Source organism: Streptomyces qinglanensis, from assembly GCF_900111245.1.
Lineage (GTDB): Bacteria > Actinomycetota > Actinomycetes > Streptomycetales > Streptomycetaceae > Streptomyces > Streptomyces qinglanensis.
The window spans coordinates 545,868-560,676 of the sequence record NZ_FOGO01000002.1 but is presented as its reverse complement, the minus strand read 5'-3'; the positions used below and the strand labels follow the sequence as shown (position 1 = coordinate 560,676).

Genomic DNA, 14,809 nt, shown 5'->3' with positions numbered 1-14,809 from the left:
GGCCAGGGCCACGACCAGAAGGCCAGGTCCGCGGCCGACCAACCGACCGGACGACCGGATCCCTCAGGACGACCGGACGACCGGATCCGTCAGGACGACCGGACGACCGGATCCGTCAGACGGTCCCGTACATCCGGTCGCCGGCGTCGCCCAGACCCGGCACGATGAAGCCCTGCTCGTTGAGACGCTCGTCGACCGAGGCCGTCACGACGGTCACCGGCGTACCGGCCAGGTCGCGCTCCATGACGGCGACCCCTTCGGGTGCGGCCAGCAGGCACAGCGCGGTCACGTCGTCGGCGCCGCGCCGGATCAGCTCCTGGATCGCGGCGACGAGCGTGCCGCCGGTGGCCAGCATCGGGTCGAGAACGTAGACCTGCCGCCCGGACAGGTCGTCGGGCATCCGGTTGGCGTAGGTCGACGCCTGGAGCGTCTCCTCGTCGCGGATCATCCCGAGGAAACCGACCTCGGCCGTCGGCAGCAGCCGGACCATGCCCTCCAGCATGCCGAGCCCGGCGCGGATGATCGGCACCACCAACGGCCGGGGCCGGGACAACTGCACGCCGGTGGTGTCGGTCACCGGCGTGGTGATCCCGACCTCCTCCACGCGCACGTCGCGGGTGGCCTCGTACGCCAGCAGCGTCACCAGCTCGTCCGCGAGGCGGCGGAAGGTCGGTGAGTCGGTGCGCGCGTCGCGCAGGGTGGTGAGCTTGTGCGCGACCAGAGGGTGGTCGACGACGTGGGTCCGCATGCTTCGACAGTATCCGAGGCCCCGCGCACCGGATCCCTCCGGTACCCGGACCGGCGCTCGGCCCCGGTACCGAGGCGCCCGGCGCACCTGACCGGCGCGTGTCCGACCGGCGCACACCCGACCCGTCCGCGCGAGGTTGTCGCACCGGCCGCGCGGGGTCGCACGGGTCGCGACACAGTACGCACCGTGGCCGGATGCGCCGGGGCGCACTGGCATACGCCCGGCGGACCGGGGAAGGTGGCTCTACACCGGAGGTGCATATGTCAGAGCCACGCGAGCCCGGGCTGCGAGCGCGCCGACGTCCGGGAAGGTCCTCCCGGCCCCACCCGGGATCGAGCGCCCGCGCGGAACCCGACCGCCGCGGGGATCCCCGTACGCAGACGGAGTTCCGGACGGAGGGGGACCGCGACGCGGACGCCGAGCGGCTGCGCCGACGCGCACGCTTCCTCCGCGAGCTGAACGAGGCGAAGGAGCTGCGCGAACGCGTCCACCCCCGCCGGTCGCGGGCGGTGCGCCGACGCCGGCAGGCCCTGCGGATGCGCACCTTCCGCTGGTGACGTTCTCCGCTGCCGAGACCGTCCACGGGCGAAGACCGGCCCGCGGTGCGGCGGCCGCCGACAGGCCCCGGCTGCACGGCAGTCCGGCGACCCGAACGCACACCCCGCGCTGAGTGGCGAGTTGTCACACTGCGTCGATGCAGGCGGGCGCCGGGTGAACGTTTGTGCAACAGTCGGGCAAACAGCACGGCGACGCACTGCCGAAGACCCTTCGCACGGCGCAGGTTTCTGCCACGATTCCGATGGGGCGGGGCACGGTCCTCGTCAGCACTCGGGCACATCTTGAATCAGTGGGAGAGTCACGGTGTATTTCGCCGCGCTGCTCGCGCGCACCGAAGACGGGTGGGAAGCGAGCGACACAGAGCTGGACGATGTGGAGACCCTGGCCGACCTGGCCGACCTGGCCCGCGAGGCCACGACAGACGAAGAGACGGTGCTGGTCTGCATCGAGCAGGACGGCACATGGTTCGGCGTCGTCCGCGTGGACGGCGAGGAGGACCCGCGCGTGTTCGTCTCGGACGCCGCGGCGGCGATGCGCAGCTCGTACGGCGAGATACTGCTGTCGGACGAGCTGCTCGGCCGCCAACCGGAGGATCCGTCGGCCCTCGACCAACTCGTGGACCTGGACGGCACGGAGGACGGGGAGCCGGAAGGCAGCGAGGACGACGACGAGACGGCCGAGCGCGCCGCGGCAGCCGATGCGGAGACCGCCCCGGCGGGCCCGCTGGGCGACGCGGACCTCCTCACCGACCTCGGCATGGAGGAGAAGGTGCTGCTCACGCTCTCTCCCGAGGACGCACTGAGCGAGGTCGCCGACGCCCTCGGCTGCACCGATGTGCTGGAGGCCGTCCGCTGAGCCGGAACACAGCAGGCGCCACACTGGCACCATGACCCCCGCGACACCCGCACACGGCGACCGGCCGACCGCCGCGTCCCCCACCCCTGGCCCGGACACCGCCTCCGGGCCGGGGGCCGCCCCCGACGACCCCGTACGCGATCCCTGGCGCGCGCCCATGCGGCTGGCGCTCACGGAAGCGGCACGGGCACCCGGGACCGGGGACGTGCCGGTCGGCGCCGTCGTGCTCGATGCGGACGGCACCGTCCTGGGCCGGGGACACAACGCCCGCGAGGCGGACGGCGACCCCACGGCCCACGCCGAGCTGCTCGCCCTCCGCGCCGCCGCCCGGACCCGCGGCGGCAGCGACTGGCGACTGACCGGCTGCACCCTGGTCGTCACCCTGGAACCGTGCACGATGTGCGCGGGCGCGGCCGTGCTCTCCCGCGTCGACCGCGTCGTCTACGGCGCCCCCGACGCGAAGGCCGGCGCGGCGGGCTCCCTGTGGGACGCCCTGCGCGACCGCCGCCTCAACCACCGCCCCGAGGTCGTCAACGGTGTCCTGGCGACCGAATGCGCCACCCTCCTCACCAGCTTCTTCCGCCCCTCCGACCCCACACCCCCCACCGCACGGAGCACCGCCCCGGATACCGATTTCGGCCCCGGGCCCTCAGTGGGCTAGAGTTCCTCTCGGTAGCGTGTCCGAGCGGCCGAAGGAGCTCGCCTCGAAAGCGAGTGAGGGGGCAACTCCTCCGTGGGTTCAAATCCCACCGCTACCGCTTCTGAGCAGCACGAACGAAGGGCCGGACCCCGCTGGGGTCCGGCCCTTCGTCGTGCGGGGCCGGGCTCACCCTGATGTCGGGAAAGCGGGCAGGGTGAGGGCCGCATGGGCCGGTCGTCCCTCCGCGGGGGGCATGGTGTCGAGGTTGCGCAGCATGGCGTTGCGCTGGTCCAGGGCCTGGGCGGAGGTCGGGAAGAGTACGGCGTCGCCCTCGCCGACCAGGTCCTGGTTGGCGGTGACGAACTCACGGGTGTGCTGCTCGTAGGCGGCGAAGCCCGCGACGTGGTCCCGGTCGGCCAGGGAGGCGGCGAGCATGTACGCGCCGACGAGCGCGAGGCTGGAGCCCTGTCCGGTGAGGAACGAGGGTGCGTACGCGGCGTCGCCCACCAGCGCGACCCTGCCGCTGGACCAGCGGGGCATACGGATCTGGCTGACCGCGTCGAAGAACAGGTCGTCCGCGTCGTGCAGGGCGGCGAGCATGCCTGGGACCTCCCAGCCCGCGTCACCGAACACGCGGATGACCAGGTCGCGTTGGGCCCGCGGGTTCCGGAACGCCTCGAACGGCGGTTCCGGGTGGGCGAAGTTCAGGAAGGCGTGCACCTCGTCGCCGTCGGTGGAGCTGCCCTGGGCTGAGCTGTCCCCGGCGGTGCTGCCCCCTGCGGAGCTGTCCTCCGCGGAGCCGCCTCCGACGGCGTACAGGACCGCGGCCCGGCCCGGGGTGTTCCAGATCAGGGCCTCGCGGGAGAGGCCGAAGGCGTTGCGCATGGTGAACCCGGCGAAGCAGTAGCCGAGATAGCGGTGGAACTGCTCCTCGGGACCGAAGAGGAACTCGCGGGTACGGGAGTGCAGCCCGTCGGCGCCGAAGACCAGGTCGAACGTACGGGTGCTGCCCCCGTGGAAGGTGACGTCGACCCCGTGGTCGGTCTGGTCGAGGGTGTCGACGGAGTCGTCGAACACGAACTCGACGTCGTCGCGGACCGCCGCGTGGAGCGCGCCGACCAAGTCCCCGCGCGGCACCTCCAGGTCCCGTCCCTCGACACCGCCGGTGACGGTGTGCGGGTGGATCGAGGCCACTTCGCCGCCGTCCCCGTCGAGGAAGGCCAGCCGGCGCAGGTCGATGTGCGCGTCCCGCAGCCGAGGCAGGATTCCCATCCGCCGGACGACCTCGAGTGCGGTACCGCGCACGTCGATCGGGTAGCCGCCGCCGCGCAGCGCGCTCGCCTTCTCGACGACCGTGACCGCGAACCCGCAGCGGTTCAGCCAGAAGGCGAGAGCGGGCCCCGCGATGCTCGCGCCGGATATCAGGGCGGTGCGCCGGAGTGTGGCAGCTCCCGTACGTGTGATGCCGTGCGGCAGGTCGGTGCGGGTCATTCCGTGACTCCCTTGCTCATGGTTCGGGCGACGAAGAGGGACAGGGCTGTGACGGCGCCGGCGAGGACGAAGCCGGTGACGAAGGCCGATTCGGCCGGGACCTCCGACCCGGACGGGGTTCCGGCGGTGAGGATCGCGCCGCAGACCTGCATCCCCACGGCGTAGCCGAGCACGCGGGTCACCAGGACCAGGCTGGTGGCGATGCCGGTGTCGCTGTGCTCGACGGAGGTGGCGGTGCTGGTCACCATCGCCGTGACGCAGAGGCCGTTGCCGAGCGCGATCGCCGCCTTGCCGGCGACGAGGTGCCAGATCTCGGTGTGCACGGCTGCCAGGGCGAGCAAGGACGCGGCCATGAGGACGATCCCGGCGGTGACCACGGCACGCGAGCCGAACCGCCGCGCCCCCATGCCGCCGAGCGGCCCCGCCACCGACGCGGCCACGGTGCCGGGCAGCAGGAAGAAGCCGATCTCGGTGGCGCCCGCCCCGAACCCGTACGCGTCCGTGGGCACGTCGAAGAGCTGCGGGACGAGATAGAGGGCCCCCGAGGTACCGACGCAGATCATGAACGTCAGCACGCACGACTTCCACACCGCGGGCCGCGCCAGCATGTGCAGGTCCACCAGAGGCGAGGCCGCCCGGCGCTCGACGGCGATCCATCCGGTCACGAAGGCGGCCAGCACCACGACGAGTGCCCCCAAGGCGAGCGGCTGCGAACCGGCCTCGGGCGCCAACTGGAGCACGAGCATGAGCGTGATCAGCGTCCCGCTCAGCAGGGCCAGGCCGGGCCAGTCGATCCCGGTCCCAGTCCCGGCCCCGACCCCGGCCCCAGTCCCAGTCCCGGCCCCAGTCCCAGTCCCAGTCCCAGTCCCGGCCCCGACCCCAGTCCCAGTCCCAGTCCCGGTCCCAGTCCCGGTCCCGGTCCCGTCCGACCGGGCCGGCGGATCCTGCGGCATGAGCCGGTTCACCAGCAGGGTCGCCCCGATGACCGCGAGCGTCGGCAGCGCGAACATCCAGTGCCGGGACAGCCCTTCCGCCACCGGACCGGCCGACAGCGTCCCCGCCATCCCGCCCGCCACGAACAGCCCGCTCACCACCCCGATGGCCACCTTCGACTCGCCCTCGGGGAGGTGCGCGCGCACCAGGATGAACGACAGGGGCAGCGCACCGACCATCGCTCCTTGCAGCAGCTGACCGAGCAGCAGCACCGGCAGGTTGGGGGCCAGGGACGACAGCAGTCCCCCGACGCCGACCACCGCCATCAGCCGGACCATGACCCGTTTCCCGCCGTACCGGTCGCCGAACTTGCCTGCGACCGGTGTGACGAGCGCGCCCGTGATGAGCAGCATGATGCTGAGTAACGCCCCCTCGGCGGGGCTCATGTCCAGCTCGCGCTGCAGGAGCGGAAGCGTCGGCGCCACCACCGACTCCAAAGCGCCGGTGGCGACTGCCAGCAGGCCGAGCGCTGCGACAGCGGACTTGCCGATGCGGATGGGGGGAGCCGTCGTTGCGGTCATGGATGTCCTTTCGTCTGTGCCGGGCGAGTCGTCTGTGCCGCCCGGCCCGTCCCTGCCGGGCGTTCGTGCCCGGGCGGGGAAGAGGGACGGGGAGCGGGGCGGGGAGCGAGGCGGGGAGAGGGGCGGGAAGAGGGACGAGGAGGGGGGCGGGAAAAGGGGCGGCCTTGGGCGTGTACCGCCGCCGCTGTTGCCCGCCCTGACCGGCCCTCGGCCCGGTGCGGACTGCGGCTGTACGTGCTGCACGCAGCACATGGGCCGCAATGCGCGGGAGTTCTGTGGTCGGGTCCGGGGCCGCCGCGGCGGGTGGCCCCGGAGAAACGGGTGGTCGGATGGTGCCGGCGCTGCCCCGCCGGGGGCAGGGCGGTGCACGGGTGCGGTGCGGAGGAGCAGTGGGCACTGCGACGCGAGCTCGAGAACTACACTACACGGTGCAGTGTAGAACGCTAGGATGTGCCCATGCCGACCACGAAGACACTGCGCGAGGGGTCAGCGCAGAAGCGGGCCGCGATCCTCTCGGCGGCCCGGGAACTGTTCCTCGCCGACGGCTTCGACCGGTCCAGCGTCGACGCGGTCGCCGCGCGGGCCGGGGTGTCCAAGCGGACGGTCTACGACTACTTCGGCGACAAGCAGACGCTGCTGCACGCGGTCGTCGACACCGTCGGCCAGTCCCTGATCACCACGGTCCGGCGCACCCTGGACGACACCCTCACCGACCGCACCGAGGCGGCCGGCCTCGAGGACGCCCTGGTCGCGTTCTCGATGCAGATCGCGACCGAAATGCTCGACTCGGCGGAGTACGCGACGCTGCTCCGGCTGGTCCGGACGGAGTCCGGCCACCTGCCGCACCGGGGCTACAACCCCATGGCCGACACCCCCGACGAGGCGATCGGCGAGCGGTTCGCCGCCCTCGCCGCCGCCGGACTGCTGGACGTCCCCGACTCGCGGCTCGCGGCCGACCAGTTCCTCGCGCTGACCTTCGGTGTCGCACTGGACAGGCTCGGCTCCGCGAACGCGGCGGAGGACACCCGCGTCCGGCCGCTCATCGTCGAGGGAGTGCGGACCTTTTTGCGGGCATACGGCACGAAGTAGGAGCCGGCCGCGGGCGGCACGGAAGAAGCGTGCGCTGTCGACTCGCCTTCGGCGCTGTCTTCCGGTGTTCATTCGCGTGTGCCGACGTTTCTCGATGTGCAGTCGCGTTCATCGATCTTCGACGCGACGTGATGTTCACACCTCCTCCACCGATTTCTTCAGCGACTTCTTCATCGACACTTGCGACGACGCTCAGGAATGTCCGTCGATGTTTATTGGTGTCTGCTGGTGTTCACGGAAGTTCGCCGGTGTTTCCGGAGTTCGCTCCACCGCCGCCGCTCCGGGCGGTGCGCCGACGGAACGCCGCGCGGAGGGCCGCACGGAGGGCCGCACGGCTGAACGCCGAGGACCGCACGGAGGGTCGGATTCCGCGCGATTCATACTGATAAGCGCGCACGTGGGCGCCCTCGTCACCCGGTACTCGCCCGTTCGGACGGCCGTTGGGGAGCGTGAAGCTGCGCGCGCATCACGATCCGGAACCGATCAAGTGGTGCGGCGCCGGATTCTCTCGCCAGAAAGCGCTTCGCTTTCCTAAGCTCCAGCCTCCCGGCCCGAAAGTGTGACCGCATACGCGGTATGTGCCAAAGGGCGCTTCCGCAGCACAGGGAGTAATACATGATCGCCCTGACCGTCCCCGTCATGATCACCTTTGGCGTCTTCCTGATCGCGATGGTCATGGTCGGTGTTGTGACGCACGAAGAAACGACCACATTCGATGATTTCACCGTCGGCAGCCGCCGACTCACCGCACCGGTGGCGGCACTGTCCGCCGGAGCCGCCGATATGTCCGGCTGGCTCTTCCTGGGGCTTCCGGGCGCTGTGTACATGGCCGGGATCGGCGCCACCTGGATCGCCGTCGGGCTGATCGTCGGCACGTATCTCAACTGGCGTTTCGTCGCACCCCGCTTGCGCATCTACACCGCACGGGTGGGGGCTGTGACCCTGCCGTCCTACCTGGAGGAACGCTTCGAGGACGGAAGCAGGATGATCCGGCTGCTGTCGGCCGTCGTCACCGTCGTGTTCTTCACCGTGTACGTCGCCAGCGGACTCGTCGCCTGCGGACTTCTGGCGGACGAAATATTCGGTGCTGGCTTCGAGTTGGGGCTCACCGTCTTCGCCGTGGTGATCGTCATCTACACCATTCTCGGCGGATTCCGGGCCCTGAGCATCAGCCACTCCATCCAGGGAACCCTGATGTTCCTCACGGCGATCGCCCTCCCCGCGATCGCCCTGTGGCAGCTCGGCGGCTTCGGCGCCCTGCACGACCAGCTCACCACCGCCACCCCGGCGCTGCTCGACCCGCTGGCCGAGGCGTCCTTCGCCGACAAGGACTGGACGTCGGGCCACTCGCTCGGAGCCGTCGCGACGATCTCGCTGCTCGCCTGGGGGCTGGGCTACTTCGGCCAGCCCCACATCCTGACCCGCTTCATGAGCATCCGCAGCACCCGGGACATCCCGCTGGCCCGCCGACTGGGCGTCATGTGGGTGATCGTCGTCCTGACCGGCGCCTCGCTCGTCGGACTCGCCGGGATCGTCGCCCTCGACAAGCCGCTCGACAACCCGGAGACCGTCTTCATCGCCCTGTCCACCCAGCTGACCTCCCCCTGGCTCGCGGGAGTCCTGCTGGTGGCCGTGCTCGCCGCGATCAAGTCCACGGTGGACAGCCAGCTCCTGGTCTCGGCCACGTCCCTCACCGAGGACCTCTACCGGGGGTTCTTCCGACGGCGGGCCCAGATCTCGGACACGATGCTGCTGCTGATCGGACGGCTGAGCGTGGTGGCCGTGGCGCTGGTGGCCTATGTGATCGCCTTGAGCGGGGGCGCCGTGCTCGACATCGTCGCGTACGCCTGGGCGGGATTCGGCGCCGCCTTCGGTCCCGTCATCCTCCTGTCGCTGTTCTGGCCGCAGATGACAGCAGCCGGCGCGAAGGCGGGCATGCTCACCGGAGCGCTGACAGTGCTGCTGTGGAAGCACATCGATCCGCTTCTCGGGCCGCTGCAGACGGGCATCTACGAGATGGTGCCCGGAGTACTCGCCGCCACCGCGGCGGCCCTGTTCTTCGGCACGTTCGTCGGGCGCCGTCCGGCCCTCGACTGGTCGGGGGTGGCGGAGGAGCCGCTCCACACCGAACCGGAGGGCCAGGCCCAAGGGCCGGTCCCGGGACAGGTGCAGGGCCAGATGCAGGGCCAGATGCAAGGCCAGGAACAGAGGCAGAGCCAGGGTGCGTGGCAGGGCCAGGAGCAGCGTCGGCAGGAGCGCCCGCAGCAGGGGGCCTCGTATCCGGCGCCTCCCCAGTCGCCTTCGTATCCCACGTCCTACCCCTCCGCCTACCCCTCGTCCTGGCCCGCACCGCCCGCGGACGGCGGCGGCACCTCGTACCCCGGGCCGCCCGCCGACGGCTCCGGGCGGTGACCCGGTCCCGGGGCCGGTCTCGGGGCCGGTCCCGGGGCCGGTCTCGGGGCCGGTCCGGGGGCCGGCCCCGGCGCTGACGGGCGACCCGTGCGCATACCGCCACCGGGCACCCGGCCCTCAGCACCGCAGGGCGGGGACGGAGGGCCGGACGGAGAACCGGGCGGAGGGCCGGGCGGAGGGCCGGGGCGCGGGTCAACTCTCCGCGTCCGAGGTGCGGCGCGCCCGGGTCAGGCGCGTTCCGTACCGAACGCCTCCGCCAGCGCGGCGGGTGTCAGGACGCGCAGGAAGGGGAGGACGGCGACGGCGACCGAAGCGGCGAACACCAGGAACGCCGCGCGCATGCCGCACCATTCGGCCAGGAGGCCCATCAGCCCGGCGCCGAGGGGCATGGCGCCCCAACTGAAGAGGCGGCTCCCGGCGTTGTAGCGGCCGAGCATGCTGTCGGGCACCAGATGCTGGCCGATCGTCCGGGAGTTGACCGTCCACAGCGTGCCGCCTGCGCCTCCGGCGAAGGCCGCGGCGGCGACGGCCCAGACGCTGGTGGTGAGTGCCGGTACGGCCATCATGACGAAGGTGCCGACCAGGTCGGCGAACATCACCCTGCGACGGCCGAGAAGCCGGTTGGCCCGGGTGACGACGAGGGCGCCGACCAGGCCGCCGATCCCCAGCGCGCTCAGGATCGCGCCGTACTCCTGGGGACTCACCCCCATGACATCGGTGGCGAACAGCGGCATCAGCGCCAGCCAGGCGCCCCAGCACGCGCACAGGACGGTCAGGATCAGAGCCATCGTGCGCAGCAGAAGATGCCGCCACAGATAGCGCAGCCCGCCGGCGATCTGCCGGTTGACGCTCTCGGGCCGGTCCGGCACCGGGGTCTCCCGGACCGCGCGGAAGCGGCCGACGAGCAGCAGCGGCACGAACGAGACGGCCAGGTAGGACACCCAGGTCGTCCCCAGGGCCACGGCTGTGCCCGCGGCGAGCAGCAGGCCGCCGACGAAGGGGCCGCAGAACTCGTTGCAGACCGTCTCGGCCCCGGCGATCCAGGCGTTCGCCCGCTCCCGTCCCTGCGGCGGAGTCAGGGCCGGGATCAGGGCGGAGGCGGCAGTCAGCGCGACGACCTCGGCGAGGCCGAGCACGGTGCCGACGGCGCAGAGTGCGGGGACGGTGGCGCCGTCGGTCGCCGCGGCTCGGAAGAGGATGCCGAGCGCGAGCAGTCGCAGGCCGTTCGCGCCCCACAGCAGGCGGCGCCGGTCGACGCGGTCGACCAGCACTCCGACGTGCAGCGCCGCCAGCAGCCAGGGCAGCGACAGGCTGAGGGACACCGCCGCCACCTGGGCCGGGGAGCCGGACGCGCGGGTGGCGAGGAGCGGCAGCGCGATCTTGGTGACGCCGTCCGCGAGGTTGGTGACTGCCGTGAAGACCAGGAGGGCGACCGTGTTGCGCGTGCCGTACCGCACGGCAGGGTCCGGCGCCGACGACAGACCCGGTGCGGACGGACGGTCCGGCACGGAGGGATGATCCGTCGCAGGCGGACGATCCGGCACGGAGGGATGATCCGTCGCAGGCGGACGATCCGGCACGGAGGGACGATCCGTCGCAGGCGGACGATCCGACACCGACAGATGATCCGGCGCAGGCGGACTGTCCGACGCGGGCGGGACGGTGGACGGCGCTGCTGCGCGCGCCGCCGCCTCAGCCGCGGGTTCCGGTCCCGCGTCCGCCCCCTTCGGCGCTCTCGCGCTCCCGGTGGGCGCCACCGCGCCCGCTGCCGGTATCGGTCCACCACTCATCAAGTCGTCCCCCGTCACACCTCGGAACCGAAGAAATCGCCGCAAGCCGCCTGTACACGGCCGCACGGACACGCGGCGAGCCGCCCCAGAGCCACCTCGGAGCCCTCTCCCTAACCACCTAATCGTGTTCACCAGTTAGGGCGAGACCGGAGTCTGGCACAGCACCGCACACTTCCGCTACCGGTAAAACAGTTAGCCGGTTAGTCGGGGGTAGAGTGGGGCCGGGAGGAGGTGGCCATGCGTGATGCCCCGGCTTCGGCCCAACTGATCGAAGCCTTCGCCAACACCGTCGACGTGGAGCTCGGCACCGACGAGCTGGACTCGGCGGGCGGACTCGCCACCTGGCTCGCCGAGCGGGGGATGCTGGACCGCGGACACGAGGTCGGCCCCGGGGACCACGCCCTCTGCCTGCGTCTGCGCGCCGGCGTCCGGGAGGAGCTGGGAGTCAACGTCGGGGACCACGCCGACCCTGCACTCAGCGCCGGAGCCGACGAAGCACTGCGCGAACTTCCCGTACTGGTCAGCGTCGGCCGCGGCCCGGACGGCGGCGCCCTGTCCCCCGCGCCGGACCTTCCTCCGGCCCGAAGGGCCCTGGCCGCACTCGCGATCGCCTGGTGCGAGCTGACCCTCACGGGGGAGGCCGCACGGCTCAAGCGCTGCTCCGAGCACACATGCGCCTGGGTCTTCTGGGACGCCTCCAAGAACCGCAGCCGCCGCTGGTGCTCGATGCGCGTCTGCGGAAACCGGGCCAAGGCCCGGCGGCACAGCGCGAAGCAGGCCGGAGCCACCGGAGCGGCCGCTCCCGCCGACTGAGCCCCCGCTCCCCGGCGACGACCAGGAGGAGCCCGGACCGCCCGGACGGGAGAAGACTTCGCCCGGACAGAAGGAAGGCGCCGGCTGCTCGTCCGGCATGTGCAGCGCGAGCTACGCCTCCGGCGCGGGCGGCACGTACGGCACGGCTTCCCAGCGGCCCGCCGAGCCGGCCGAGTCCACCGAGTCCGCCGAGTCCGCCGAGTCCGCCGAGTCCGCCGAGTCCGCCGAGTCCGCCGAGTCCGCCGAGTCCGCCGAGTCCGCCGAGTCCGCCGGAGGGAGCAATTCACGCATTGCCCAGGATTGCCATTCGACAATTCGCCGGAACAATAATGGCGTTTTTCTTCGGGATGTGCTTGCACGTTGCTGTATCGTCATCCCAACCTCCCTTTGAGAGGGGGTGAGGAGAAATGGCCGGTGCGGGCTGGAAGTCTGAACCGGCGAGGACGACATTGCAGCGTTTCGCTGATCTCGCACGAGCGATCGCCGGCCTCTTCCAGGCGGTGTACTACGCCGTCCGGACAGAGCAACTGTGGTAGTTCCCCTACGAGATGATGGGCCCACCCCCGGCACGGGATGAGCCCATCGGAGGTCCTCGTCCGCGGCCCCGCTCTTCGTTCCGACAAAGGTGCGGGGTCCGCATCCTGCGGACCGTCAGCAATGACGCTGCTGGCTGCAGACTAGCATTGTTCCTGCCGTTTTTCCGGTACGGTTTCGGCTCCGCCTCGCCGGAAAACCGCGGCCGGAGAGAACCCGCTCTTTCCCGGAACCCCCGCCTCCCCGCGACGGTGCACAGCGCCGCCCGCCTCCTGTCGCGCTGCCGTTTCCCGCCTCGTTCCGCACCGGGAGCGCCGGTGCTCTGCGGGGGACTGTGTGCTGTCGTACGTTGAGAGAGGTCCGCTGGTCCCAGGGGGGAGCAGGGAGGCGCGGGTGGATGCGTGCTGTCGGTGTACGGGAGCGGAACGGGCGGCCCGAGATCCTGCAGGCGAGGCGGCCCGAGCCCGGCGAGGGCGAGGTGCTGGTCCGGGTCGTGGCGGCGGGCCTGAACCCGCTGGACTGGAAGATCGCCGAGGGCATGCTGGAGAGCCTGGTCCCTTACGACTTCCCGCTCGTCATGGGGGCGGACTTCGCCGGGACCGTGGAGAGCTGCGGCGCCGAGGCGTACCGCTTCACCCCGGGTGAACAGGTCTTCGGCCACGTGGTGAGCGAACCGGTGGGCGGCGGGACGTACGCGGAGTACGTGGTGGTCAACGAAGCGGGCAGCATCGCACGCGCCCCCACCAGCATCCCGCTCACCACCGCGGCGGGCGCCCCCACCGCGGGCATGACGGCCCTCGGAATCATGGACTCCGCAGCGCTGCGCTCATACGAGAGCGTGCTGATCATCGGAGCCGCGGGCGGCGTCGGCACCTTCCTCACCCAGCTCGCGTCAGCTCGTGGGCTGCGCGTGATCGCCGCCACGCACGGCCACGACCAGGCACGGATGGGCGCCTTCGGCGCGGCGTCGGCCGTCGACGTCCGTACGACGGAGCTGGCAGCGGCCGTCCGGGAGGAGTACCCCGGCGGCGTGGACGCGCTGGTCGACTTGGGGTCGACGTCGGCCGAGGAGTTCGCCCGGAACACGGCACTGGTCCGGGACGGCGGCGTGGCCGTCTCCACCCTGGACGCGGCCTCGCTGGACGCCCTCCACGGACGCCGCATCGAAGGCATCAACTACCACCTCGCGGCCTCCGCCGAACTGCTGGAACGGCTCGGCGAGGAGATCGACAGCGGTCCGCTGACCGTGCCGATCGAGGTCGAGGTGCCACTCGACGAGGCGCCGGGGGCCGTGGCACGCAACCGCGCGGGAGGCGCCCGGGGAAAGACCGTCCTCCTCACCTGAGCCGGCTTTCCCGGCACCGGGCCACAAGCCGCTCCGCGGCTGCCGTCCCGCACCGCCGCTGCCGTCCCGCACCGGACCTGCGCCCGTCCCGCACTGCGCTGCTCAGCGTTCGCGCTGCGGTTCACCCTGCGGTTCGCTCTGCGGTTCACCCTGCGCTGCTGGGACGCCCGCACAGCGCCGCTCCGGCAGTCGCGTCGGCGGGTCCGGGCGGGGCCGTCCCCGTCCCTCGTGCAGTGCCCCCGCACAGCCCCGCAGCGCCCTCCCCGGCCCCGCCACGGCGTCGCACAGCCTCGCAACGCCCTCCCACGGCCCTCCCAGGGCGTCGCACGGCCCTCGCCACGCCGACCGAAGAGGGAGGAGAAGAGAAGAGGAGGGGGGAGGAGGGGAGGAGCCGAGATGTGCGCGAGGCGGGAAGACACGTGCGGGAAGCGGGAGGCGGGAGAGGCCGGAATCTCCTTCACCTGCTGGCGGCTCACTGTTCCCGCTACACTCGCACCGCCACATCGGTGGACAGGGTGTCGATGATCGAACACTCGGGGGTCGGAACGCCCGGGGGAGGGACAGCGCGATGGCGCAGACGAAGAAGATCGCGGGCTACGTGCTTGTCGTCTTCGTGCTGTACACGATCATCACGTCCCCCGAACGCTCGGCCGACTTGGTCCAGATAGGTTTCGAAGGCATCTCCAGTGCGGCCCAGGGCGTCGGCCGGTTCATGACCTCGCTGATCAACTGAGCCCTCGCTCAGCCCTTCGCCGCAGCCCCTCGCGAACGGCGCCGCGAACGGCGCCGCGGGCCCCGTCCCGCCCTGTCACACCCCGCCGCGCCCCTACCGCTCCCCGTCGGCGCGCACATACCGCCGCTGCGGCCTGCGTTCTCCTCGGCAGTGCGACCGGCGTGCGCCCCGGCGCAACTGGTAGGCAACACGGAGTCATTCGGTGCTTGCACACGGTGCACATGTCTTGTGATGCTATGACCGCTTTTTGGCTGATGAATCGCGCCCGCACCGACACCGCGGGTGAC

At 71.6% G+C, this 14,809-nt stretch carries 13 protein-coding genes and 1 tRNA gene; 9 read left to right on the top strand and 5 right to left on the bottom strand.

Going from position 1 to position 14,809, the window contains the following annotated elements:
• Nucleotides 1-115: 115 nt before the first annotated feature.
• Nucleotides 116-748 carry a uracil phosphoribosyltransferase gene (gene upp, locus BMX65_RS06780; RefSeq protein ID WP_074999192.1) on the bottom strand — a complete coding sequence of 211 codons (633 nt, stop codon included), beginning with the start codon at nucleotides 746-748 and terminating at the stop codon, nucleotides 116-118.
• 260 nt (nucleotides 749-1,008) lie between these two features.
• Here upp and BMX65_RS06775 point away from each other — a divergent pair, with 260 nt between their 5' ends.
• From BMX65_RS06775 to BMX65_RS06760, 4 genes are all read left to right on the top strand, one after another.
• Nucleotides 1,009-1,305, top strand: a complete 297-nt coding sequence (locus BMX65_RS06775) for a hypothetical protein (RefSeq protein ID WP_074999191.1) — start codon at nucleotides 1,009-1,011, stop codon at nucleotides 1,303-1,305.
• A gap of 304 nt (nucleotides 1,306-1,609) precedes the next feature.
• Nucleotides 1,610-2,161 (top strand): tRNA adenosine deaminase-associated protein, encoded by a 552-nt coding sequence (locus BMX65_RS06770; RefSeq protein WP_074999190.1) that lies wholly within the window; start codon nucleotides 1,610-1,612, stop codon nucleotides 2,159-2,161.
• A 31-nt stretch (nucleotides 2,162-2,192) separates the two neighbouring features.
• Entirely contained in the window at nucleotides 2,193-2,822 is a 630-nt protein-coding gene (gene tadA / locus BMX65_RS06765) for a tRNA adenosine(34) deaminase TadA (RefSeq protein ID WP_074999189.1), read from the top strand.
• A 10-nt stretch (nucleotides 2,823-2,832) separates the two neighbouring features.
• Nucleotides 2,833-2,919 (top strand) — tRNA-Ser (locus BMX65_RS06760).
• 68 nt (nucleotides 2,920-2,987) lie between these two features.
• On the opposite strand, the gene BMX65_RS06755 is transcribed toward BMX65_RS06760, so the two are convergent.
• Together BMX65_RS06755 and BMX65_RS33355 are read right to left on the bottom strand one after the other, a co-directional pair.
• Nucleotides 2,988-4,292, bottom strand: coding sequence for a Rossmann-fold NAD(P)-binding domain-containing protein (locus BMX65_RS06755; protein WP_074999188.1), 1,305 nt, complete (start codon nucleotides 4,290-4,292; stop codon nucleotides 2,988-2,990).
• Entirely contained in the window at nucleotides 4,289-5,806 is a 1,518-nt protein-coding gene (locus BMX65_RS33355; protein ID WP_239502054.1) for an MFS transporter, read from the bottom strand. Before BMX65_RS33355 ends, BMX65_RS06755 begins: the two co-directional genes overlap by 4 nt.
• 456 nt (nucleotides 5,807-6,262) lie before the next feature.
• Between BMX65_RS33355 and BMX65_RS06740 the strand changes: the two genes are divergently transcribed.
• Nucleotides 6,263-6,895, top strand: a complete 633-nt coding sequence (locus BMX65_RS06740; protein WP_074999187.1) for a TetR/AcrR family transcriptional regulator — start codon at nucleotides 6,263-6,265, stop codon at nucleotides 6,893-6,895.
• A 615-nt stretch (nucleotides 6,896-7,510) separates the two neighbouring features.
• Nucleotides 7,511-9,307 (top strand): sodium/proline symporter PutP, encoded by a 1,797-nt coding sequence (gene putP, locus BMX65_RS06735; RefSeq protein WP_074999186.1) that lies wholly within the window; start codon nucleotides 7,511-7,513, stop codon nucleotides 9,305-9,307.
• Between the two features lie 227 nt (nucleotides 9,308-9,534).
• On the opposite strand, the gene BMX65_RS06730 is transcribed toward putP, so the two are convergent.
• A complete protein-coding gene (locus BMX65_RS06730) occupies nucleotides 9,535-10,815 on the bottom strand; it encodes an MFS transporter (RefSeq protein ID WP_079171724.1) in 1,281 nt (426 codons plus the stop codon).
• A gap of 519 nt (nucleotides 10,816-11,334) precedes the next feature.
• On the opposite strand from BMX65_RS06730, the gene BMX65_RS06725 reads away from it, so the two are divergent.
• Nucleotides 11,335-11,910 (top strand): CGNR zinc finger domain-containing protein, encoded by a 576-nt coding sequence (locus BMX65_RS06725; protein WP_074999185.1) that lies wholly within the window; start codon nucleotides 11,335-11,337, stop codon nucleotides 11,908-11,910.
• A 111-nt stretch (nucleotides 11,911-12,021) separates the two neighbouring features.
• On the opposite strand, the gene BMX65_RS06720 is transcribed toward BMX65_RS06725, so the two are convergent.
• Nucleotides 12,022-12,201, bottom strand: a complete 180-nt coding sequence (locus BMX65_RS06720; protein WP_074999184.1) for a hypothetical protein — start codon at nucleotides 12,199-12,201, stop codon at nucleotides 12,022-12,024.
• A gap of 640 nt (nucleotides 12,202-12,841) precedes the next feature.
• Here BMX65_RS06720 and BMX65_RS06715 point away from each other — a divergent pair.
• On the top strand, nucleotides 12,842-13,789 hold the full coding sequence (locus BMX65_RS06715) for an NADP-dependent oxidoreductase (RefSeq protein WP_074999183.1): 948 nt from the start codon (nucleotides 12,842-12,844) through the stop codon (nucleotides 13,787-13,789).
• Between the two features lie 568 nt (nucleotides 13,790-14,357).
• Nucleotides 14,358-14,522: a hypothetical protein gene (locus tag BMX65_RS32755; protein ID WP_177214203.1), complete on the top strand. Its 165-nt coding sequence runs from the start codon at nucleotides 14,358-14,360 to the stop codon at nucleotides 14,520-14,522.
• The last annotated feature ends 287 nt before the right edge of the window (nucleotides 14,523-14,809 follow it).